The sequence below is a fragment of the Mesorhizobium sp. M1252 genome, assembly GCF_040318265.1.
Classification (GTDB): Bacteria; Pseudomonadota; Alphaproteobacteria; order Rhizobiales; family Rhizobiaceae; genus Mesorhizobium.
This window is the reverse complement of sequence record NZ_JAMYLX010000005.1, coordinates 353,808-376,670: the sequence shown is the minus strand read 5'-3', so window position 1 is coordinate 376,670 and position 22,863 is coordinate 353,808. Positions and strand designations below refer to the sequence as shown.

The 22,863-nt window shown below is 65.9% G+C and carries 18 protein-coding genes; 15 read left to right on the top strand and 3 right to left on the bottom strand.

Features of this window, described 5'->3' with window-relative positions; all coding sequences use genetic code 11:
• Positions 1-36: 36 nt before the first annotated feature.
• A complete protein-coding gene (locus NKH22_RS13460; RefSeq protein WP_023709949.1) occupies positions 37-1,152 on the top strand; it encodes an anhydro-N-acetylmuramic acid kinase in 1,116 nt (371 codons plus the stop codon).
• On the opposite strand, the gene NKH22_RS13455 is transcribed toward NKH22_RS13460, so the two are convergent.
• Both NKH22_RS13455 and NKH22_RS13450 read right to left on the bottom strand, forming a co-directional pair.
• The gene (locus NKH22_RS13455; RefSeq protein ID WP_023684459.1) at positions 1,149-1,568 is read right to left on the bottom strand and encodes a GNAT family N-acetyltransferase; all 420 of its coding nucleotides are present in this window, start codon (positions 1,566-1,568) and stop codon (positions 1,149-1,151) included. The genes NKH22_RS13460 and NKH22_RS13455 overlap by 4 nt on opposite strands.
• A 60-nt stretch (positions 1,569-1,628) precedes the next feature.
• Positions 1,629-2,807, bottom strand: a complete 1,179-nt coding sequence (locus tag NKH22_RS13450) for an MFS transporter (protein ID WP_023709950.1) — start codon at positions 2,805-2,807, stop codon at positions 1,629-1,631.
• Between the two features lie 48 nt (positions 2,808-2,855).
• Between NKH22_RS13450 and NKH22_RS13445 the strand changes: the two genes are divergently transcribed.
• The 6 genes from NKH22_RS13445 to NKH22_RS13420 all read left to right on the top strand — a co-directional run bounded on the left by NKH22_RS13445 (position 2,856) and on the right by NKH22_RS13420 (position 10,924).
• Positions 2,856-3,395, top strand: coding sequence for an Lrp/AsnC family transcriptional regulator (locus NKH22_RS13445; protein WP_023687041.1), 540 nt, complete (start codon positions 2,856-2,858; stop codon positions 3,393-3,395).
• A gap of 98 nt (positions 3,396-3,493) precedes the next feature.
• On the top strand, positions 3,494-4,897 hold the full coding sequence (locus NKH22_RS13440; RefSeq protein ID WP_352909781.1) for an SWIM zinc finger family protein: 1,404 nt from the start codon (positions 3,494-3,496) through the stop codon (positions 4,895-4,897).
• A complete protein-coding gene (locus NKH22_RS13435) occupies positions 4,894-6,330 on the top strand; it encodes a DUF5691 domain-containing protein (protein ID WP_352909779.1) in 1,437 nt (478 codons plus the stop codon). Before NKH22_RS13440 ends, NKH22_RS13435 begins: the two co-directional genes overlap by 4 nt.
• A 19-nt stretch (positions 6,331-6,349) precedes the next feature.
• Positions 6,350-7,429 carry an ATP-binding protein gene (locus tag NKH22_RS13430; RefSeq protein ID WP_352909776.1) on the top strand — a complete coding sequence of 360 codons (1,080 nt, stop codon included), beginning with the start codon at positions 6,350-6,352 and terminating at the stop codon, positions 7,427-7,429.
• Positions 7,430-7,433: 4 nt separating this feature from the next.
• Positions 7,434-9,686, top strand: coding sequence for a DUF5682 family protein (locus NKH22_RS13425; protein ID WP_023708142.1), 2,253 nt, complete (start codon positions 7,434-7,436; stop codon positions 9,684-9,686).
• Positions 9,687-9,688: 2 nt separating this feature from the next.
• Positions 9,689-10,924, top strand: coding sequence for a VWA domain-containing protein (locus NKH22_RS13420; protein WP_023704819.1), 1,236 nt, complete (start codon positions 9,689-9,691; stop codon positions 10,922-10,924).
• Here the strand turns inward: NKH22_RS13420 and tssH are convergent, their stop codons facing one another.
• Positions 10,925-13,699 (bottom strand): type VI secretion system ATPase TssH, encoded by a 2,775-nt coding sequence (gene tssH, locus NKH22_RS13415; RefSeq protein ID WP_023756334.1) that lies wholly within the window; start codon positions 13,697-13,699, stop codon positions 10,925-10,927.
• 324 nt (positions 13,700-14,023) lie between these two features.
• On the opposite strand from tssH, the gene tssA reads away from it, so the two are divergent.
• Genes tssA through tagH form a run of 8 tightly spaced genes read left to right on the top strand, consistent with a single transcriptional unit; the run spans position 14,024 to position 22,860 of the window.
• Positions 14,024-15,202, top strand: coding sequence for a type VI secretion system protein TssA (tssA, locus tag NKH22_RS13410; RefSeq protein ID WP_352909773.1), 1,179 nt, complete (start codon positions 14,024-14,026; stop codon positions 15,200-15,202).
• Positions 15,203-15,208: 6 nt separating this feature from the next.
• On the top strand, positions 15,209-15,745 hold the full coding sequence (gene tssB / locus NKH22_RS13405; protein WP_023673718.1) for a type VI secretion system contractile sheath small subunit: 537 nt from the start codon (positions 15,209-15,211) through the stop codon (positions 15,743-15,745).
• A 3-nt stretch (positions 15,746-15,748) separates the two neighbouring features.
• Entirely contained in the window at positions 15,749-17,254 is a 1,506-nt protein-coding gene (gene tssC, locus NKH22_RS13400) for a type VI secretion system contractile sheath large subunit (protein WP_023682611.1), read from the top strand.
• 51 nt (positions 17,255-17,305) lie between these two features.
• Positions 17,306-17,755 carry an Hcp family type VI secretion system effector gene (locus tag NKH22_RS13395; protein WP_023673716.1) on the top strand — a complete coding sequence of 150 codons (450 nt, stop codon included), beginning with the start codon at positions 17,306-17,308 and terminating at the stop codon, positions 17,753-17,755.
• The gene (gene tssE / locus NKH22_RS13390; protein WP_023804372.1) at positions 17,742-18,497 is read left to right on the top strand and encodes a type VI secretion system baseplate subunit TssE; all 756 of its coding nucleotides are present in this window, start codon (positions 17,742-17,744) and stop codon (positions 18,495-18,497) included. The genes NKH22_RS13395 and tssE overlap by 14 nt, the downstream gene beginning before the upstream one ends.
• A gap of 3 nt (positions 18,498-18,500) precedes the next feature.
• Positions 18,501-20,375, top strand: coding sequence for a type VI secretion system baseplate subunit TssF (gene tssF, locus NKH22_RS13385; protein ID WP_352909770.1), 1,875 nt, complete (start codon positions 18,501-18,503; stop codon positions 20,373-20,375).
• Entirely contained in the window at positions 20,339-21,382 is a 1,044-nt protein-coding gene (gene tssG, locus NKH22_RS13380) for a type VI secretion system baseplate subunit TssG (protein ID WP_023820963.1), read from the top strand. Before tssF ends, tssG begins: the two co-directional genes overlap by 37 nt.
• Positions 21,379-22,860 (top strand): type VI secretion system-associated FHA domain protein TagH, encoded by a 1,482-nt coding sequence (tagH, locus tag NKH22_RS13375; protein ID WP_023729248.1) that lies wholly within the window; start codon positions 21,379-21,381, stop codon positions 22,858-22,860. Before tssG ends, tagH begins: the two co-directional genes overlap by 4 nt.
• Positions 22,861-22,863: the final 3 nt, after the last annotated feature.

Sequence of the window (22,863 nt, the reverse complement as noted above, 5' to 3'; positions counted from 1 at the left end):
GTTGGAATCGCAAACGGTGTCGCAAGGGAGTCGACCGTGGAACCAATCTGGGCCGTCGGCCTGATGACCGGCACCGTGCTTGACGGCAATATCGACGTGGCGCTGATCAAGACCGATGGCGAGCGGATCGCCGATTTCGGCACCTATACGCTGGCCCCCTACCCCGCAGCGATCCGTGCCTTGCTGGAGGAGACGCTGCGTCAGGCCCGGGTGTGGAATTTCGACGGGCCGGAGCCGGCGATCTTTGCCGAAGCCGAGGAGGCGCTGACGCGGGCGCAGTCGGCGGCGGTGAAGGACCTTGTCGAAAGCTACGGCCTGACCATGGGCGATATCGGCGTGGTCGGTTTTCACGGCCAAACCGTGCTGCATCGTGCCCCGCAACCCGGGCGGCGCGGCGATACGCGCCAGTTGGGCGATGGCGCGCTGATGCATTCCATTTTGGGCGCCAAGGTCGCCTATGATTTCCGCTCGGACGATGTGCGCGCTGGCGGCCAGGGCGCACCACTGGCGGCTGCCTACCACGCGGCGCTTTTGAGGGAAGCCGACGCCAGCGGGGACACCGCTGTGCTCAATCTCGGCGGTGTCGGCAACGTCACTTGGTGGGACGGCAAGGACAACATCGTCGCCTTCGACACTGGCCCGGCCAACGCGCCGCTCAACGATTTCATCAAGGCAAACGGCCTCGGCGAGATGGACCGCGACGGCGCACTGGGCGCGGCCGGCACCGTCGATGAAGTGCGGCTGGCCAAATTGCTCCAGCATCCGTATCTGACCAAGCCCTATCCGAAATCGCTCGACCGTTTCGACTTCGGCGCCGCCATGGCCGACGGCCTCGGCGCAGAGGATGGGGCGGCGACGCTGACGGCCTTCACCGTCTCGGCCGTCGGCAAGGCGCTCGATTTGTTGCCGCGCCGGCCGAAGCGGCTGGCGGTCAGTGGCGGCGGCCGCCGCAACCCGACGATGATGGCGATGCTGGCGAGGCGCGCCAACGTCGAGGTTGTGCAGGCCGAGACACTGGGCTGGAAAGGCGATGCGGTGGAGGCCGAATGCTTTGCCTTCCTTGCCGTGCGCGTGCTGCGCGGCCTGCCGATCAGCTTTCCCAGCACCACCGGCGTGCCGCGGCCGATGCAAGGCGGGCGGCTGGCAGGTTAGAGCTTCTTCTGCAGGAAGATGCGGCTGCGGCCGACGGGAAAGTCAGGCAGTTCGCCGAAGCGCCGGTAGCCTTGCCGCTCATAGACTTTGGCCGCTGTCGGATTGAACGTATCAATCCAGGCGTTTTGGCAGCCGCGCTTGACCGCTTCCTCCTCGGCAGCGCCCAGCATGTCGCCGGCCATATGCCGGCCGCGCAGGCGTTCGTCGACCCACAGCCACTGCACATAGAGCCAGCCCCAGGCGGTGTATCCCGAAATGCCGGCGACGACAGCGCCGTGCTCATCACGAACGAAGACGGCGATCGGCTTGCGGCCGGAGGGGCCGACATCGCCGTCATTGAACGCCGTCAGCCGCTCGGCCAGGAAGGCGAGGTCGTCTGACGAGGGGTCGGCAGTGGTTTCAAGCGTCGTCTTCATCCGGGCGGGGCTCGCATGGCAAGCCAAGCTCTAGCGAAGGACGGGATGAGAACGCAAGCTTTACGGCTTGATGGGCAGCGGCGATCGCCATGACCCCGCTGCTGCCGCAACCAGCATCAGCACGGCGGCGACGATGGCGCAGATGGCAAAGCCGAACGATGAATAAAGCGGCCCGAAGCTGGTGGTGCCGATGAAGACGGCGAGGTAGGTGACCGAGCTGTTCAGGCCCATGATGGTGCCACGGCGCGACGGATCGAGCGCGGTAAGGCGCATCACCAGCACGTTCAGGCCGAAATGATTGGCAAGGCCCCAGATGGCGATCATAGCCAGGATCAGCACGAAATTGCTGCTTGCGAGCGCGATCGCGACATAGACGACGGCGACCAGCAGATAGGCGAAAGGCATGACGCGCCGTGCGCCGATGCGGTCGATGACGCCGTCGAGGAAGGCCGCGGCGCCGAAGCCGGCGCCGTAGGCGAGTGCGGCCAGCGCATTGGCGCTGACGGGCTCGCCCAGATCCTGGTGCAGATGATCGCCGAGATAGCCGTAGACGCCGTAAAAAGCGGTCATGAAGGCGGTGCAGGCGATGAGCAGCGGCACGATGCCCGGAATGGCCAGCGCAACGAACGGCGACGGCGCCGGGCCGCTCTTCCTGACGTCGCTGAGCGAGGTCATCGACAAGGCAGCAAGCGCAATGGCGGAAAGCACCGCGACGGCGGCGAAGACGGCGCGCCAGTGCACGAGATCGGCAAGCACGGCCGACAGCGACACGCCGGCCACCATGGAGACCGTCCAGCCGGTCAGCACGACGCCGATCGTGCCGCTTTCGCGGCCGGGCGGCGCAATTGCCGCTGCACTGGCATAGATGGCCGGCATGGCGACGCCGGCGGCGATGCCGGCGACGGCCTGGGCCGCGACCAGCATGATCACCGTCGGCGCCAGCGCGCTGGCGAGAAGCCCGACCGCCAGCAACAGCAGAGCGCCCTGCAGCATGCGGCGGGCGCCGACGCCGTCGATATAGCGGGCGAGGAACAAAGCGCTGGCGGAAGTGCCGAGACCGAAGGCAGCCGACGCGGCCATCACCGCCGGCACGCTGGTGCCGAAGGATGCGGCGACTGCCGGAGCAATTGGACCCAGGACCAGCGAGTTCGAGCCGATGACGGCGATGCAGCCGGTCAGGAGGTAGGCCAGCGCCGGGATCGGCTGATGGAGCGTTGCAGCTTGATGCGCGTTCGTCATCGGGTCATAATGGCCGAACTGGATTCCGCGACAACAAGGAATTTCGATATGGACGAAGAAACAGATGGGGTTCTGCAGAACAAGGTAGCTCCCCGCGAGCTCGACGCAATCGACCGAAAAATATTAGGCGTGCTGGTCGAGGATGCGACGATCAGCTACGCCGAACTTGGCGAACGCGTCTGCCTTTCGCCGCCGGCGGCGCATGAGCGGGTCAAGCGCCTGCGGCGCAGCGGCGCCATCCGCGGCACGGCTGTGATCATCGACCCGAAGGCGGTGAAGAAGCCGCTGCTCACCTTCGTGCATATCGATACCAAGGGCTGGGGCAAGACACCGGAGTTGATGGCCGTCTCCCAATATCCTGAGGTCGAGGAAATCCATTCGGTGGCCGGCGACACCTGCATGCTTCTCAAGGTCCGCACCGAGGACACCAGGGCGCTCGAAGGCCTGCTGGCGCGTCTCTACGAAACGCCCGGCGTCACCTCGACGCGAAGCTATGTCGTGCTGTCGACCTATCTCGAGCGCCCTGTGCAGCCCGAGATCACGGCGCAATGGCCGACGCCCCGGCATATGGCCACGCCGCTGTACTGATCTGCGCTATCTTCGTCTTGCCGGGGCCACAACAATCCTTCACAAACGGCACCCTATATTGATGCCAGGCATTGATTTGGGGTGACGAGAGGCGCGGCTTGGAATTCGAACTGAAAACCATCGAGGCGCTGGCCCCCGATCAGGCGTCGCTAAGCGCCGCCTCGAAGCTCACCAAGCGCTCGAACTGGCCGCGGCTGGAGAAGAACGAGCAGCAGGCGCTGATCTGGGGCGAATGCCAGGGCTCGGGATCCAACCCCTATCGCACCGTCGTCGACACCGGCGACCACGGCTACAAATGCACCTGCCCGTCGCGAAAATTTCCCTGCAAGCACACGCTGGCGCTGATGTGGATCGCCGCCACGGCGCCGGCCAGCTTCACATCAGCCGAAACAACGCCGGAATGGGTCAATGACTGGCTTGGCCGGCGCAGGAAGAGTGCGCCCCCGCCGGTCGACGCAAAGTCTGGCAGCGGCGCGTCTGGCAAGAGCATTGGCGAAGCCTCGCAGGCAGAGGAAAGCACCGTCGATGACGCCGCCGCGACGGAGCGCCGCGAGACGGCGCAGCGCAAGCGGGCGGAAGATACGCGCACCGCGGTGGCAGGCGCGCTGGACGAACTCGACCAGTGGATTGCCGACCAGCTGCGGCTCGGCCTTTCCGCCTTTGCCGACGCCAGCAGCGAGCGCTGCCGCCGCATTGCCGCCAGGCTGGTCGACATGAAGGCGACGGCGCTTGCCGGACGCATCGACGAAATCCCGGCCCGGCTAATGGCGCTGCGCAGCGAGGAACGGCCGGACGCGGCGATCCGCGAACTCGGCAAGCTGGTGCTGCTGGCCAAAGCCTGGCGCTCGGCGCCCGACGATCCCGAGCTGAAGCGACTGGTGTCGGCGTCCGAAACCCGCGACCAGGTTCTGTCCAGTCCCGACGCGAAGCAGGTCGACAGCCATTGGGAGGTCGTAGGCGAGAAGATCGAGACCCGCCGCGACGGTCTCGTCAGCCATTCGACCTGGCTGCTCGATCTGAAAAGCCCGACGCCGCAGTTTGCGCTGCTGCTCGATTTCTTTCCGGCTTCGGCCGGCCGCCGCTCGGCGGCGTTCACGCCCGGTGACCGGTTCCACGCCCGCCTGGTATTCTACCCGTCGCGCCAGCCACTGCGGGCCTTGGTGGCGGAGCGCAAGGGCGACGTCGTGTCGGGCGCCTGGCCGGATTTCGGCCTCGACGCTGTCAAGGACCCGCTCGCGGCGCATGCGGCGCACCAGGACGCAGCGCCCTGGTCGACCGATAGCCCGCTGATGCTGCCTGCCGGCGCGATCCTGCTCGATGAGCGCGGCACCGCCTGGTGGCAAGCGGCGCACGACCCGCAAGGGATCGCCCTGCCTGTTAGCGGGACCGTCGATCAGACCGTGCTTGGCCTCGACCTCGCGGCCACGGCAGCGCTTTGGAACGGCGCGCGGCTCGATCTGCTGGCCGCGCAAAGCGGCTTCGGGAGGCTCGATCTGTCATGAACGAGCTCGAACTAACCGGCCTGGCGACGATGCGCGACTGCTGGATCACCGGCGGAACCGCATTCGATCTGGCGCCAACCGCATGGAAGGAGATCGCGGGTGGCGCAAGCCCAGACGAACGGGAGCGACGTCTGCTGGCGATCGCGGCGCAGGCGCTCGATGTCGGCCTGCGGCCGTCGGCGCCGAAGACGCTGAAGCGGCGCCCGCCGCTGCCGAGGCTTGGCCTGCCGCTGCTGCCGGAGCGGTTGCGGCCGCTGTTGCGGGCGGCCCTGAAGAACGCCGCCGATGCGCAGCGCAAGTCGCGTGTCGCGACGCTCGTCGCCAGCCGCGGCTACGTGCTGCATCCGATGGACTGGATGCCGTCGGCATCAGACCAGAACAGCCCTGACATCTATGCGCCGTGGATCGACTGGCAGGCCAGCGTCGAGGGGCTGAAGATTGCCCCGCAGGAGCAGCTGACGGCGCAGAACTGGGATGACTTTTACCCCGCCGCGCGCCGTATCGCGTTGGCCGAGATGCGCCGTCGCGATCCGGCCACGGCCCGCAGCCTGATGGAAGCCAAGGCGACGGGCGAGCCGGCTGAAGTCCGGCTGGCGCTCATCGAACTCATGCATTTCAACCTGACGCCCACGGACGCGCCATTCCTGAAAAGCCTGGCCACCGACCGCTCCGGCAAGGTGCGGGAGCTGGCGGGCCGGCTGCTGGCAAGGCTGGGCGAGCATGGCTGGCCGGGCAACGACGGAGCCGACGACCCCGTTGCCGAACTCGCCGCCTTCATCACAGAAGGCAAATCCGGCTTCATCCGCCGCCGCACCACCTACACGCCGGCAAAGCTCAAATCGCCGGCGCAGGAAAAGCGCCGCGCCGAATTGTTCGAGACCTGCAACCTGGTCGACCTCGCTTCCCGATTTGGGGTCAGCGAACCCGATTTCATTGCAGCCTGGCAATTCGGTGCCGACAAAAATGCGGACATCCAGATCTCACGAATGGTCGCAGCGTCGGGCAGCGACGCTGCCGTAACGCAGATGGCCGACACACTAGTCGCCGGGGGAGGCAAGCCGGCACTATTCGTGCTGCACCTGACACCGCGCCTGGATAGCCGCAGGAAGCGTGTCCTGGTCAGACTGATCCTGAAAGATACGCCGCAGTATATTAGCGCGCTCACCCTTGCCGAGGGCTTCGAAGCCAACTGGCTGGAATGGCCCGACATGACGAACGGCCAGGGCTTGGCGGCATTGCGTTCGGCTGTCGCCGGCGATGATGACGCTATGAAGCGAACCGCCGACGACCTGCTGGAAACGATGGGCTTTCTGGCCACTGCGGCGACAGGGGAAAAATTGATCGAGCATGTCGTTGCGGCTGGCATGCCGCCGGCGGCAGCCTCGCTCGCTTTCCTGCGCCTCAACGCGGCCCTGACGGGAACCAACACATGACAATCCGGAGAACAGCACCATGAACGCAGCCATCCGCCTCCCTGTCGAGCAGGCCTATGCCGCTGAACTGCAGGCGCTGGCGCGCAATGACGAACGCCAGAAGCCGGCCGGATGGAGCCTGTCGCCGAAGGCCGTGCTGACCTATCTGCTCGGCGGCAAGGCAAGCGACGGCACCGTGATATCGCCGAAATATGTTGGCTGCCGCCGGCTGATGGAAACCGCGGTGGCGACACTCGCTACCGACCGCGCGCTGCTGTTGCTCGGCGTTCCCGGCACCGCCAAGTCCTGGGTGTCGGAACATCTCGCCGCCGCCATCATGGGCAACTCGACGCTGATCGTGCAGTGCACGGCCGGCACCGACGAGAACCAGGTCCGCTACGGCTGGAACTATGCGCAGCTTTTGGCCAAAGGGCCGAGCCAGGAGGCGCTGGTGCCGACGCCGCTCTACCGCGCCATGGAGAGCGGCAAGCTATGCCGCCTGGAAGAGTTGACGCGCATGGGCTCCGATGTACAGGATACGCTGATCACCGTGCTGTCGGAAAAGATGATGCCGATCCCGGAACTCAACACGTCGCTCTATGCCCAGCGCGGCTTCAACATCATCGCCACCGCAAACAACCGCGACAAGGGCGTCAACGAGCTGTCCTCGGCGCTGAAACGCCGCTTCAATGTGGTGGTGCTGCCGCTGCCCGAGGACATGGCGGAAGAGGTGGCGATCGTCTCCAAGCGGGTCGACGAGATGGCCGGCGGGCTCGACCTGCCGGTGCCGAAAAATGTCGGCGAGGAGATCGCTCGCGTGTTGACCATTTTCCGCGAGCTGCGCTCGGGCGCAACCGCCGACGGCAAGGTGACGCTAAAGACGCCTTCGGGTTCGCTCTCGACCGCCGAGGCGATCGCCACCATGGTCGGCGGCCTCAGCCAGGCGGCGTGGTTCGACAGCGGCAAGCTCGGCGCCGAAGGCCTCGCCGCCAGCCTTGTCGGTGCCATCGTCAAGGACCCGGTGCAGGACAAGGTGGTGCTGGAGGAATATCTCGAAACGGTGCTCAAGAAGCGGCCGGACTATGCCGGCTATTACGCGGCGCTGAACGCAGCGATCTGAGGTCATGAGCGACGTCGCCTATTTCGGCATCCGCCATCACGGGCCGGGCTCCGCCGACAGCCTGGTGCAGGCGCTGCGGGACTTGCAGCCGGTCGCGGTGCTGATCGAAGGGCCGAGCGACGCGTCCGCCCTGCTGCCATTGCTGGCGCGCCCGCAGATGCAGCCGCCGGTGGCGCTGCTCTGCTACCCCGAGGACGATCCGGCCGCGACAAGTTTCTGGCCGTTCGCCGAGTTCTCGCCGGAATACCAGGCGGCGGTGTGGGCGGTGGAGAACAAGGCGGCATTGCGGTTCATCGACCTGCCGTCATCGGCACGGTTCGCGGCACCGGCAACCGACGACACCGACAAAACGGCTGACGCCGACAAGCCCGAACCCAAGGACGAAACCGGTGAGGATGGCGAGCCCGCATCGCATCGCGACCCGATCGGCACGCTGGCTGCGGCCGCCGGCTATGAAGATGGCGAAAGCTGGTGGGCCGACATTATCGAGCAGAATCCGCAGCCGGGTCCAATCTTCGCTGCCATCACCGATGCGATGACGACGCTGCGCGACGGCGAAGGTGCGATCGCGCCGTTCGAGGCCAAGCGTGAAGCGCATATGCGATTGGAAATCGCCGCCGCGCGCAAGGAATTCGCCGGACCGATCGCCGTCGTCTGCGGCGCATGGCATGTGCCGGCCCTGCAGGCCGCGCACACGCAGAAGAACGACCAGGCGCTGATCAAGGGAATTGCCCGGCGCAAAAGCATCATGACATGGGCGCCATGGACCGGGCCGCGTCTTGCGCTGGGCTATGGTTATGGCGCTGGCGTCGTCGCGCCCGGCTGGTGCAAACATCTGTGGCTCACACGAGGGCGGCGCGACGCCGCGACGCTGTGGCTGGCGACGATCGCGGCGGTGCTGCGGGCGAAGGGCCATCTGGTGTCGACCGCGTCGCTGATCGAGGCCGAGCGGCTTGCGCGCACACTGGCTGCCATTCGCGAGCGGCCGAAGCCCGGCTTCGAGGAATTGCGCGATGCCGCGATCGCGGCGCTGTTCAACGGCGAAGCGGTGCTGTGGGCGCTGGTCGAGGCCGAGCTGCTTTTGGGCGCGGATGTCGGCGAGATTCCGCCCGACACGCCGCTGGCGCCGCTGATCGAGGACCTGCAGCGCAACCAGAAGGCGGCGCGGCTGAAGCCGGAGGCGCTGGAACGCGAGCTGTCGGTCGATCTGCGCAGCGAAAGCGGACTGTTTCGTTCGACATTGCTGCACCGGCTGAACGTGCTTGGCGTGCAATGGGGCAGGCTGGCCGACGCCGGCCGCAGCCGCGGCACCTTTCGCGAAAAATGGACGCTGGCCTGGGAGCCGGAATATGCCGTGCGCCTGGTCGAGAACCTGATCTACGGCCCGACTATCGAAAAGGCCGCCAATGGCCGCCTGATCCAGATGCTCGGTGCGGCCGCGAGCCTCGACACGCTTGCCGCCCTTGTCCAGAGCGCCATTACCGCGGATCTGTCGGAGGCCGCGAGCGCCGGCCTTGTAGCGTTGGAGGCGCGCGCAGCGCACAGCAGCGAATGCCTGGAGATGCTGGCCTCGGTGCCGCCGCTTGCCGACATCATCCGTTACGGCGAGGCGCGCAAGACCGAAACTAACCGGCTGTCCGGTTTGTTGGAACGGTTGATCGTCGAAGGCGCGATCGCGCTGCCCTATGCGGTGCGCGACCTGGACGAGCAGGCCGCCACCACGCTGGTCGGTGCTGTGCGCAAGGCCGACACGGCGATCCGGCTGGTCGAGCCCGGCGAAGGCGTGCTCGATGCATGGCGCAACGGCCTGACCGGCGTGCTGGAAGGTCCGGGCTCGACGGCGCTGCTCGCCGGCTGCGCCGCGCATCTGCTCTATGAAGCCGGCCAACTGTCGGCAGAGGACGCCGCCGGGCTGCTCGGACGCAGGCTGTCGCCGGGGACGCCGGTCGCCCAGGCAGCGGGGTTCTTCGAAGGTTTCTTCAGCACTGCCGGCCAGCGGCTGATCTACGACGAGGGCCTGCGCGGCGCCGTCGATGGGTGGCTGAAATCGCTCGACGAGGACGCTTTCATCGCGCATCTGCCATTGCTGCGCCGCGTCTTCTCCAATCTGGACTCGATGGAGCGGCGGCGGTTGATCGAGGCCGTGCTCGGCCGCACCGCAAGGTTGCCGGCCGGCCTGACGCCGGCGCCGGATGGCGGCGAGGGCTGGCGCCGTCACCTGGAGCGGCTTGGGCCATTGCTGGCGGGCGGAGTGTGACAATGGATGACGAAGCCGAAGTGCCCGAACCCGGCCCAGCATCCTCCGATAGCGGGCGCGAGCGCCGCTGGCGGCTGGCGATCGGCGCCGATGACGAGGCTTCCTCCGCCCTTTCCAGTGATGACAAAAAACTGTCTTCGGCGCTCGATGCGCTTTACGGCGACGGCGCCAATGCGGATGCCGACCCGCGCAAGCGGCGCGGCGGGCTCGGCCGCTCGGCGCCACGCGTGGCGCAATGGATGGGCGATATCCGCTCCTTCTTTCCCGCCCAGGTGGTCCAGATCGTCCAGAAGGATGCCTTTGAGCGGCTGAACCTGAAGCAGATGCTGATGGAGCCGGAATTCCTCAAGGCGATCGAGGCCGACGTCAACCTCGTCGCCGACCTGATCTCGCTGCGTTCGGTGATGCCGGCCAAGACCAAGGACATCGCCCGCACCATTATCGCCGACATCGTTGCCAAGCTGATGCAGCGGCTGGAGCAGAAGACCGCCGAGGCGATCCGTGGCGCGCTCGACAAGTCGCGACGCACCAACCGGCCGCGCCAACGCGACATCGACTGGCCGCGCACCATCTCGGCCAATCTTCGCCACTACCAGCCTGAGCACAAAACCGTCGTGCCGGAAAAACTGGTCGGCTTCATGCGCAAGCAACGCCGGCTGGTCGATCTCGACGAAGTGGTGCTGTGCGTCGACCAGTCCGGCTCGATGGCGAGCTCGGTGATCTACGCCTCGATTTTCGCCGCGGTGATGGCGTCGCTGCCGGTCGTGCGCACCAAGCTGGTCTGTTTCGACACGGCCATCGTCGACCTGACCGAAGAGCTCAGCGACCCGGTCGAGGTGCTGTTTGGCGTGCAGCTCGGCGGCGGCACCGACATCAACCAGGCGGTCGCCTATTGCGCCGACCGCATCGAGCGGCCGACCAAATCCCACTTCGTGCTGATCACCGACCTCTATGAGGGCGGCAACGGCCAGGACTTGCTGCGGCGGCTTGCGGCGCTGGTCCGGTCCGGCGTCAATGTCATCGTGCTGTTGGCGCTGACCGATCAGGGCCGGCCGGGCTATGATCAGGCGATGTCGGCTTCGGTCGCGGCACTTGGCATACCGGTCTTCGCCTGCACGCCGGACCTGTTTCCCGACATGATGGCGGCGGCGTTGCGGCGCGAGGATATCGGCGCCTGGGCAGCCGGCGCCGACATAAAGCTGATCCGCGCCGAGACGGAGCCGAGCAGTCAGGCCTGACTATTCGAACGAATAGGCAAACCCGTCAGTGGAAGCGCTGACGGTCACCTTGGTCATCTTCTCGCCGTCGAGCGACCGGTTCAGCACGCCGCGGCTGAGTTCCGGCAACAGCGTGTTGGTGAGGATGGCGTCGATCATGCGGCCACCAGACTCGATTTCGGTGCAGCGCGCCTTGACCAGCGCCATGACGCCGTCGCCGATCACCAGTTCGGCGTCGTGGCTGGCGCGCAGCCGCCGCGCGATCTTGCCGAACTGATGGCGGGTGATGGCCTCGATCATCGAATCCGAGAGCGGATAGTAAGGGATGGTCACGACGCGGCCGAGGAAGGCCGCTGGAAACACCTTCAGCAGTGGAGCGCGCAGTGCAGCATCGAGGCCGTCGAGCCCTGCCCTCACCGTGCCGTTGCCGGTCCGCTCCATGATGACTTCGGAGCCGACATTGGACGTCAGCAGGATCAGCGTGTTCTTGAAGTCGATGCGCCTTCCCTCGCTGTCATCCATCATGCCCTTGTCGAAGACCTGGAAAAAGATCTCGTGGACGTCGGGATGGGCCTTCTCGACCTCGTCGAGCAGGATCACCGAATAGGGTTTTCGGCGCACGGCCTCGGTGAGAATGCCACCCTTGCCGTAGCCGACATAGCCGGGCGGTGCGCCCTTGAGCGTCGAGACGGTGTGCGCCTCCTGGAATTCGGACATGTTGATCGAGATCAGGTTCTGCTCGCCGCCATAGAGCGTCTCGGCCAGCGCCAGGGCCGTCTCGGTCTTGCCGACACCTGAGGGGCCGCAGAGCAGGAACACGCCGACCGGCTTTTCCGGCGCTCCGAGCCCGGCGCGGCTGGTCTGCACGCGCTTGGCAATCATCTCCATGGCGTGATCCTGGCCGACGACACGTTCGGACAGCGTGGTGGCCAGCTTGAGCGCCTTTTCGGTCTGGCTGGACAGCATCCGTCCCGTCGGGATGCCGGTCCAGTCCTGGACCACGGCAGCGACCGCATTGCGGTCGACCGACGGCAGGATCAGCGGCGTCTCGCCTTGCGCGGTGGCAAGCTCGGCCATGAGTTCACGCAGCCGCGCCAGATCGGCGACAGGATCTGACGGCGCAGCTTCGGCCGCCGGCGCTTCGGTCTCGGACGTTTCGGCCTTGGGCGTCTCGGCCTTGGGCACCTTGGTCTTTTCTTCGTCCGGCGCTGCCGGTTCGGCATCGGCCTCAGCTGTCGCCACCGCATCGAGCGGGACGCCGTCGCCGCGCAGCCGCGCGCGCAGTTCGAGGATCTCGGCAACCAGCGCCTTTTCGCGCTCCCAGCGCTCCTCGGCGGCGGCGAGCATGGTCCCCGTCTCAGTGAGCCCGGCCTCGACCCGCGCCTGCCGGTCAGTTACTTCGATGCCGATCGCTGCCTCGCGGCCGATGATGCCGCTTTCGACTTCCAGCGCCTGGCGGCGCCGCAAAATGTCCTCTACTTCGGCCGGCGTCGCATGCTGCGAGATCGCGACCCTGGCGCAAGCGGTGTCGAGCAGGCTGACCGCCTTGTCGGGCAATTGCCGCGCCGGGATGTAGCGATGCGACAGGCCGACCGCCGCCTCGATCGCCTCGTCCAGGATCTGCACTTCGTGATGCTGTTCGAGCACGCCGGCTACACCGCGCAGCATGAGCACGGCGACCGCTTCCGACGGCTCGTCGATCTTGACCACCTGGAAACGGCGGGTCAGCGCCGGGTCCTTTTCGATGTGCTGCTTGTACTCGGCCCAGGTCGTTGCCGCGATGGTGCGCAGTTCGCCGCGCGCCAGCGCCGGCTTCAAGAGATTGGCGGCATCGCCGGTTCCCGCCGCACCGCCGGCGCCGATCAGCGTGTGCGCCTCGTCGATGAATAGGATGACCGGCGTTTCGGAGGATTGCACCTCGTCGATCACCGCCTTCAGGCGCTTCTCGAACTCGCCCTTGACGCTGGCGCCGGCCTGCATCAGGCCGACGTCGAGCATGCGCACGCTGATGCCTTGCAGCGGCGGCGGCACGTCGCCCTGGGCGATGCGCAGGGCAAAGCCCTCGACCACCGCGGTCTTGCCGACACCGGCCTCGCCGGTCAGGATCGGGTTGTTCTGCCGGCGGCGCATCAGGATATCGATGATCTGCCGGATCTCCGGGTCGCGGCCGACGACCGGGTCGATCTTGCCGTCATGGGCGCGCTGGGTGAGGTCGGTGGCGTATTTGGCCAGCGCCGAATCCCCGCCCGGAGCGCGCCGCGGCGCCTCCGCGGTGGGAGCCACTGCTGCCATGGCGCCGGCTTCGAGCGAGCCCTCCACCACCTCGGCAAAGCGGGCGATGACCCCGTCGGCGTCGATCTTGTCGAATTCGCCGCTGATCTTCGCCATCAGGCCTTCCAGCACCGGCGTCTTCAGGCAGGCGAGCACGATATGGGCGCTGCGGACCTCCTCCATGCCAAATTCCAGCGTCGCCAGGTTCCAGGCTTCCTGGATGGCGTGGAAAATGTGGTCGGAAAATTCCTCGATCGAGGTGGCGCCGTAGGGCAGCTTGTCGACGGCGCGGGTCATTTCGCTGGTAAGCCGGCTGGCATCGACGCCGGCATCGGCAATGATCATCTGCACATCCGAACGCTCGGACAGCACCAGTTGTTCTATGAAATGGACGAGTTCGACGTAAGGATTGCCGCGCAGCTTGGCGCTGTCGGCGGCGGCCTTGAAGGCGCGCAGGCAGACCGGATTAAGCTTGCCAACCAGTTCCTTGCGTTTGAACCCCTGCGACGACCGGCGCTGTTCCATCGAACGTGCTCCTGCAATCTGCCCGTCGACAGCCTGCCACATAAGCAGCCGCTTGACAAAGCGCTTAATGCAGCCGGCCTTTTCCCTTTGTGGAGAGTCCCGCGCCGCCAAATGCAGACAACCACGATTTTTTATAATCCTATGCGATGCGCTTCACATACGAGGTCGGGCAGGCGCGCCATGAATTGCGCCATCCGAGACGCAGTTGCACCGACATTCATTAGCGCTCGTTAACTTTTGAGCGGATGGCGAATTGTGGGAATATGCAACCGTGTGCTAACGTTGGGTCACGTACGGTTTTAGAGCCGGTCGCCGGGGGTATCTGTGATCGATCTCGCACTCTGGCTTGCTCCGCTGGACGGTGAAAATCCGTCAGGCGAAGACTTGCGCAACGATCCGGCTTTTCATGAGCTGGAGCGGCTCACGGAGCCGCAGGTCAAGGTCGTCCATGACGGGCGCAATAAGCCAGCCGCGCAATCGACCATTCCGGTCGACTGGCCTGCCGTGCTCGGCAAGGCCGAGGAGTTGCGTTCGCATGGCCGCGACCTGCGCCTGCTTGTCATTGTCGCCCGGGCGCTGGCCAATGAAGACGGATTGGCCGGACTGGCACAGGGCCTGACCCTGATTGCAAGGACCTTCGAGACGCATTGGGAGACGATGCACCCGGCGCTGCGTCCCGGCGGCCAGCCGCGCGACGCCGCCCTGCGCCGCCTCAACGCGCTGGCCGACCTGCAGAACGGCCAGGAAGGCCTGCTGGCGAACCTCAGGCAGATGGTCTTCTTCGCGCCGCGTCCCATCGGGCCGATCAGCGGACGCGATCTCGAACAGGGTGCGCTCGACGATCGCGTCATGCTTCAGGAAGCGGCGTCGGGATTGAATGCCACGGAGAAGGCAGCGCTGGTCAGCGCGCACGGACAGCTCCTGAACCGGGTGGGCAGCGGTTGTGCCGCCCATCAGGACCAGGCCGGTGAACAGATGACAGCGCTCATCGCCGGGGCGCACGCAGCGATCGAGGCGCTCGACGCAGTCGATGCGGCGCTGAATGCCCGCCTCGACAGCAACGGGGCTGCCGTCCCGGACCTGAAGCGGTTTTTGCAGCGCGTGCTGACGACGCTGGAACGCAACACGGCGGTCGAGACCACGGAAGAGGCAGCGACGAAGGGGGCTGCCAGCCCGGCTGCTCCCCCGGCAAGCCCGGCCGCGCCGGTCAGAAACGGTCATGGAGCCGAGACGATGGCAAGCTACGCGGAGACCGGTGCGGGGCTCCCGGACAGGATTTCCTCGCGCGACGATGTGGTGAAGTGCCTCGACCTTGTGGTCGCGTTCTACGACCGCACCGAGCCGTCGAGTCCGATCCCGCATCTCGCCCGCCGGGTGCGCAGGATGGTGCACATGGATTTCGTTGAACTGATGGAAGACCTCGCCCCGTCGGGGCTCAAGGAATTCCGGCTGCTCGCCGGCGTTCCCGACGCCAAGAAGACTGCCCAGAAGGATGAAAGGTAGCAACACATGCCAGCCGAAAGCAAAGCGAAGGTCATCGAGCGAAATCGCGCCCCGCGCGTGCAGATCGCCTACGATGTCGAAACCTACGGCAGCCCGACGACGATCGAACTGCCGTTCGTCATGGGCGTGATGGCCGACCTGTCGGGCGCATCGCAGACCAGGGAAGCGTCCAAGACGGTGCTCGACCGTTCCTTTGTCGAGACCGATGCCAACCGCTTCCCCAAATTCATGGAAGCGCTGGGACCCAGGGTCAAGGCGCGGGTGAAGAACACGCTGCCGCAGGCCGAGGGACAGGAGCGCGACGAAGAACTGGCGCTCGACCTGACCTTCACCAAGATGGGCGATTTCGCCCCCGACAAGATCGCCGAACAGGTCCCGCAACTGGCCGAAATCCTCAAGATGCGGCGCCAGCTCGAGGAGCTGCTCGGCTTCATGGACGGCCGCGTCGATGCCGAAAAGCGCATCGCCCAATTGCTGAACAACCAGCCGCTGCTTGGCCAGATCGCCGCCCAGGCGCTGTCCGACGACAAGGGTGAGGAATAGATCATGGCCGAACAGCAAAAGACCGCAGCATCCGTCGCCGAGGCCGAGGCCGTCGATCTCGGCGAATTCAGCCAGCTCTTGGAGAAGGACTTCAAGGTCAAGAAGGACGACAGCGAGAAGCTGCAGCAGCTGGTTCGCAACCTGGCTCTGGCGGCGCAGTCGCGCTCCGAGACGACGACGATTTCGTCCAACTCGATCAAGTCGATCAAGTCGTTGATCGCCGGCATTGACAAGATGCTGACGACCCAGGTCAACGAAATCCTGCACGCGCCGGAAGTGCGGCAGATGGAAGGCACCTGGCGCGGCCTCTGGTACCTCATCAACAACACCGAGACGGATCAGAAGCTGAAGATCCGGGTGATGAACATTTCCAAGGAGCAGCTGGCCGATACGCTCGAAGACTATGAAGGCCAGATGTGGGACCAGAGCCCGATCTTCAAGAAGGTCTACACCGACGAGTATTCGATGCTCGGCGGCGAACCGATCGGCTGCGTCATCGGCGCCTACGAGTTCTCCAACCACCCGCGCGACGTCGGCCTGTTGCGCAACATCTCCGGCATCTGCGCCTCGGCGCACACGCCGTTCATCGCCGCCGCCTCGCCACGGCTGTTCCGCATGGACAGCTGGCAGGAACTGCCCAACCCGCAGGACCTGCAGCAGATCGTCTCCAACCCGGCCTACGCCTCGTGGCAATCGCTGCGCGAGAGCGAGGATGCGCGCTATATCGGGCTGACCATGCCGCGCGTGCTGGCGCGGCTGCCCTACGGCTCGGAGACAGTCCCGGTCAAGGGCTTCTCCTTCGAGGAGGAAGTGCAGGGCGATCACAACAAATATGTCTGGATGAACGCTGCCTTCCCGATGGGCGTCAACATCAACCGCAGCCACAAGCTCTATGGCTGGGGCACGCAGATCCGCGGCGTCGAAAATGGCGGCACTGTGCTTAACCTGCCGGTGCACTCCTTCCCGACCGATGACGGCTCGATCGCGATGAAATGCCCGACGGAAGTCGCCATCGACGACCGGCGCGAGGCGGAACTGGCCAAGCTCGGGCTGATGCCGATCCTGCATCGCAAGAACACCGATCTCGCGGCCTTTATCGGCGCCCATTCGCTGCAAGATGACGAGACGCGGGCGGGCCGCCTGGTCGACCCCGACGCCCAGTCCAATGAGCGGCTCTCCGCCAACCTGCCCTATCTGTTCCCGGTCTCGCGCTTTGCGCACTACCTCAAGGCGATTGCGCGCGACAAGGTCGGATCGTTCAAGGAACGCACCGACATGCAGATCTGGTTGACCGAATGGATCAACCGGTACGTGCTGGCCAACCCGGCCTTCGCCGACGACAAGGCGCGCGCCAAGCGTCCGCTTGCCGCCGCCGAGGTGCAGGTCGACAGCGTGGAGGGCCGGCCGGGCTACTACAACGCCCGCTTCTATCTGCGCCCGCACTACCAGCTGGAGGGCATCAACGCCTCACTCAGGCTGGTGTCGGAATTGCCGTCCGTGAAGACCTGATTGCAGCAACCAACCTTTGTTTGAAAGCGGTGGAGAACGAAAATGCCCACAATGAAGATCGACGGTTTTCTGAAAGTTCCGGATATCAAGGGGCCCAGCACGCGCGACGGCCATGACGACGAGATCGAAATCCATGGCGTCGATTACAAGATGGTCGCGCCCTACGACCCCAATTCCCTCTCGCGCCGAGGCCGCGTGTCGATGGGCATGATCAAGTTCACCAAGCACTATGACAAGGCCTCACCCTACCTGGCCAAGGCCCTGTTCGAAAACAAGGCGCTGGACGAGGTCAAATTCTCCGCGCGGCGGACCATCGACGGCGAGAGCAAGGACTATCTGGTCGTTACCCTGACCGACGCCTCGATCATGGAATACGACATGTCGCAGGCCGATGATGAAGCCGACCTGATCCAGGAGGAAGTCTCCTTCGCCTACAAGAAGATCAAGTTCGTCTATGACGACAATGACGAAGCCGAAATGGATGTCTATGTCGGCAAGTGACGGGCGAGCAAAGCGCCCTGCCGCCGACAAGGTACAGGCGGGCGGTTCACGGGCCAAGCGCGAGGCGGTACAGCCTTCGCTGTGGGACCGCCTCGTCAACGATCTGCCGGGCCTGAGCTCGGAGATAGACGGGCTCAGGCAGGCTCTGCAGGAGGAGCTTGGCGCAGAGCGCCTGGACGAGCTGCTGGCAGACGGACCGAGGCGCATCGACGCCGATGACGCATTGAACCCCGATCAGAAGCGCCGGCTGCACCGGCTGGCGTTTCAGAACCGGCACCGTGGCGAGCTTGAAAGCCGAGGCATCGTGGTGTCGCCCGATGTGCTGCGCGAGGCCGTGCGGCGCGACATCGAGGCGCTGTTCAACACCGAGCGTTTCGAATCCGCGCCGCTGCTATCCGATCTCGAGGCCGAGCAGATGACCGACCGTCCGACATCGCTGGCCGACTTTCCGGAGGTGCGCCGCAGCGTTGTCAATTATGGCGTGCCGTCCTTCTCCGGCCGGTCGTCGCGCGACTTCGATCGCGATGTTCTGGCACGCGAGATCCGCGCCGTGCTCGCCGCATTCGAGCCGCGGCTGAAGGAGAGCGCGACGAAAGTCACGGTCAACCTCGGCGACAAGACCGGCCTGAAGATCGAGATCGACGCCGTGCTGATCATGACGCCGACGCCCGAGCGCATGCGCCTGCGCACGACGATCAATCTCGACAACGGACTGGCGCGCACCGAGTTCAGGGAAGCCTGAGAGATGGACCGGGTCTTCGTAGAATATTACGAGGAGGAACTGTCCCACATACGCGGGCTGGCGGCGGAGTTCGCCGACATGCATCCGGCGGTTGCCCGCAATTTGTCGCTGGATACGGTGCCGTGTCCCGACCCCTATGTGGAGCGGCTGCTCGACGGCGTCGCCTTCCTCGCCGCGCGCACGCGCCTGAAGGTGGATGCCGAGCGCTCGCGGTTTTCGCGCAGCATCCTCGACGTGCTTTATCCCGATCTCGTCACGCCGGCGCCGGCAACCGCCATGGTGGTGCTGAAGCCCGGCCAGCAGGTGCAGACAATGCTTGCCGGCCACGTCGTCAAGCGCGGCACGCGGCTGGTCTCCAGCCTGCAGGCCGGCCTGTCGACACGCTGCACCTTCACCACCGCGCAGGACATGACGCTGTTTCCGATCGCGATCAGTTCGGTCGGCTATTTCCAGGACCGCAGCGCGCTTGCCGCCGCCGGCATCGGCCCGATCGCCGGCAAGGCCGGCGAAACGGCACTTCGCATCACGCTGGCGCGGACCGGCAAAGGCAAGCTCGACGAACTGGCGCTCGACCGGCTCGACTTCTATTTCGCCAACCGCACCAAGGCGCCGCTGATCTTCGACGCCATCTTCGGAGTCTGCTCTGGTGTCGGCGCTCGACCGGAAGGCAAGACCAATCCATTGTCGCCGCTACCGCCGCCGGAGATGGTCGGCATTGCCGATGCCGAGGCGCTGATGCCGCGCACGCGGCCGACCTTCGAAGGCTACCGCCTGCTGCGCGAATATTTCATGATGCCCGAGCGCTTCCATTATGGGCGCGTCACCGGCTTGCTGCCGGTCGTGCGCAAATGCCAGGCCGGGCTCGAAATCATCTTCCTGTTCCGGCGTCCGGTGCCCGAACTCGCCGATCTGACGCCGGCGGATTTCGATCTCTTCGCCACCCCGATCATCAATCTCTTCGAGCGCGAGTGCAACATCGTCGAGCTCGACCAGCGCAAGACGCGCCAGGTGCTGCATGCCGACCGCACGCGGGCGCGCGACTTTGAAATCTACCGCGTCATCCGCGTCGAAGACGCCGATGCCGAGGGACCCGACGCGGAGATACCGGAACTCTTCAGCCTTGGGCAAAATCGCGGCAGCGGCTGGGTCTATTCGACGGAGCGGCGGCCGCGCCGGCCGACCGAGGACGAGCGGCGCCAGGGCGTGACGCGGACCTCCTATGCCGGGGACGACGTCTTCCTGGCGGTTTCGCGCCCAGTCAACAGTCAGGCCAACCGGCCGCTCAAGCGCGTCGACGTCGTGGCACTGTGCACAAACCGCGATCTTGCCATCCTCGACGACACGCCAACGCTGACGCTGGAAGCGGGCGACCCGGTGGAATCGGTCAGGCTGCTCGGCGCGCTGCGTTCGCCGCAGCCGGCCATCCCGGCAGCGCTGCCGACCGGCGCCGACAGCGAGTCGCGCGCCGACGACCTGGCCTGGCGGCTGGTCTCGCAGCTGGCGCTGAACTTCCTCAGCCTGGCCAAGGAAGGCCGCGGCGTCGATCCGCTGCATGCGCTGCTCGATCTCTATGCCGAACGCGGCGATCCCGGGCTTGCCCGCAATGTACGCTCGATCGTGCGCATCGATTCGCGCGCGGTGATCGAAAGGCTGGCGATCGAAGGACCAATGTGTTTTGGGCGCGGCACGGAGGTGACGCTGCATGTCGACCAGTCGGTGCTGGCGGGACAGAGCACTCTGCTGCTGTCGGGCCTGCTGTCGCGGCTGTTTGCCCGCCGTGCCGGCATTAACGGGTTCGTGCGCACGCGCACGCGGTTGCTCCAGAAACAGGAGGATGTGCCATGGCCGATGACGCCCGGCAATCGCTACCTGATCTAGAGCGAGCCGCAACCCTGTCCGAGAGTTTCGACTTCTTCGAACTGCTGCGCCGACTCGAGCGGCAAGGCGGCCTGTTCGGCCATTCCGGCCGGCCGGACCGCGAGCCGGCAAGGCTCGGCCAGAATGTGCGGCTGTCCTTCGCAGTGCAGGACGTGGTGGATTTCCGCGAACCGACGGACAAGTCGCCGGCGCGGGTGACGGTCAACAATCTGGGCCTGCTCGGGCCTGAAGGGCCGATGCCGCTGCATATGACGCGCTGGGTGCTCGATCGGCTGTCGCAGCGCTGGTATGCGGGCGCCGAGGCGCGGCAGACGAGCGACACGACCTTCGTCGATTTCGTCAACATCCTGCAGCACCGGATGATCGCGCTTTATTATCGCGCCTGGGCGGATGCGCATCCGGCCGTGCAGGTCGAACGCGGTGTCGGCGGCCGCGTCCGTTCCATGCTGGAAGCGATGGCCGGCATCGGGCTGCCGGGCACGCAGGATGCCGAACTCGATACAGTAAAACTTCGCCAGGCCGCCTCGCTCGCTGCCCAAGTCGACGGCCCCGAGCGACTGACGCTGTTCCTGGCCGAAGCCTTCAAAGTGCCGGTGGTGCTGAAGGAGTTCGTCGCGGCCTGGATGACCATCCCCAAGGCGCTGCAGACGCGGCTTGCCGGCAGCTATGCCACGCTCGGCCGCAGCGCCACCATCGGCCCGCGCAGCTTCAGCCGGCAGAGCCGCATCGAGCTGCGCATCGGCGCGCTCAGCTATATCGATTACAAGGCCTTCCTGCCGGGCGGTGAGCGGCTGAAGCTGTTGAAGCAGGCGGTGCGCGACCTGATCGGCGAGACCATCGATGTCGATCTCAGGATCGTGCTTGCGGCAAAGGCAGTGCCGCCGGCGAAGCTCGGCACCGTCCAGCTTGCCCGCACCACCTGGCTGGCGCGACCGGTCGAAAAGGGGGACGCCGACGACATGCGGTTGCGGACCATCGTCGGCTGGCGGGAAGAGGTGGCGGCATGAGCCTGCTTCTGACTCTCGAACAGGGACCACGCGCGCAAGTCACGCGGCAGGCGCGGCTGGACGAGGGCGAGCTGGTAATCGGCCGCAGCGCCGACGCCGACTGGCAGATCAACGATCCCGACATGTTCGTCTCGCGCGCCCACTGCAAGATCACCAGCAAGCAGGGCGGCTATTTCGTCACCGATACCTCCAGCAGTGGGTTGTTCATCGACGATGCCGCCAGCCCGCTCGGCGCGGGAAATACCGCGCGCCTGCAAAGCGGCATGCGACTGCGACTGGGCGACTATGTGGTGTGGGTCGATTTGCAGACGGCGAAGACCGAGGCGCCGGCCTCCAGGCCTTCAGCGCCTGCCAGTAAGCCGGCGGCGTCGCGGGCGCCGGTCAGCCTCGGCGGCGACGATTTCTTTTCGTCCACCACGGAAGAAGAGCCGGGACGGCCACGCCCTGCCAACCTGCCCGATCCATTCGAAAAGCCGGTGCCCGGCGCATTCGCGCGTGCGCGGTCCGATGAACGCAGCTCGCAGGCGTTCGACGATCCGTTCAGCCTCGACCCTGTGGCAACGCCGGTGGCCGAGACCGCCCCCGACAAGGGTGTTGGCAAGCCGCTGTTCGACGATCCCTTCGGCCTCGATTCCGCACCGCTGTCGAGAGAGCCGAGCAGATCCAGTTCCGAGCAGCCGCCGGCCTACGATGACGGGTTTGGTTTTGGCCCGGCCGAGTCCACCAGTCTCGACGCAGGCGCGACGGATGGCGGCGCAGTGGATGCGCCCTCGCCTGCCCCGGCGCCCTGGGATCTGCCGGTCCGCGCGGCCGAGGCATCGCCACAGCGGCCACCGCCAACCCCGCCTCCACCGCCACCACGTGCTCCTGTCCGGCAAGCTGCTGCGCGGCCGTCGACCGGACAGGCGGACGCGGAATTGCGCGCCGCTTTCCTGCGCGGCATGGGCATGGGCGAGTCCGATTTTCCCGGCAGCGATCCGGTGGCCGACATGGAGAAGTTCGGCCGCGAATACCGGCTGATGATGGAAGGGTTGATGCAACTTTTGCGCAAGCGCGCCGAAGAGAAGGGCAACGCCCGCGTCGCCCAGACCGTGGTTGGCGCGTCCGAGGTCAACCCGCTCAAATTCCTGCCTTCGGTCGACGATGCTCTGGTGACCATGCTGGCCGAGCGCAGCCCCGGTTTCCTCGGCGCCGAAGCGGCGATCAAGGACGCGGTGCGCGATCTGGCGCAGCACCACGTTCGTGCCTGGCGCGGCGTGCAAGGCGCGCTCAAGCGCATGATCGACCGCTTCGATCCGGCGGCGATCGAGCAGGAACTGAAGTCGAGTTCGGCGATCGGCAATCTGCTGACCGGCGGGCGCGGCGCCAAGCTCTGGGAATTGTACCAGAAACGCCACCGTGAAATCGCTCACAGCGCCGAGACGCGCTTTCTGGGCGAAATCGGCGCTGATTTTAGGGACGCATATGAGGAGGACTGAGAC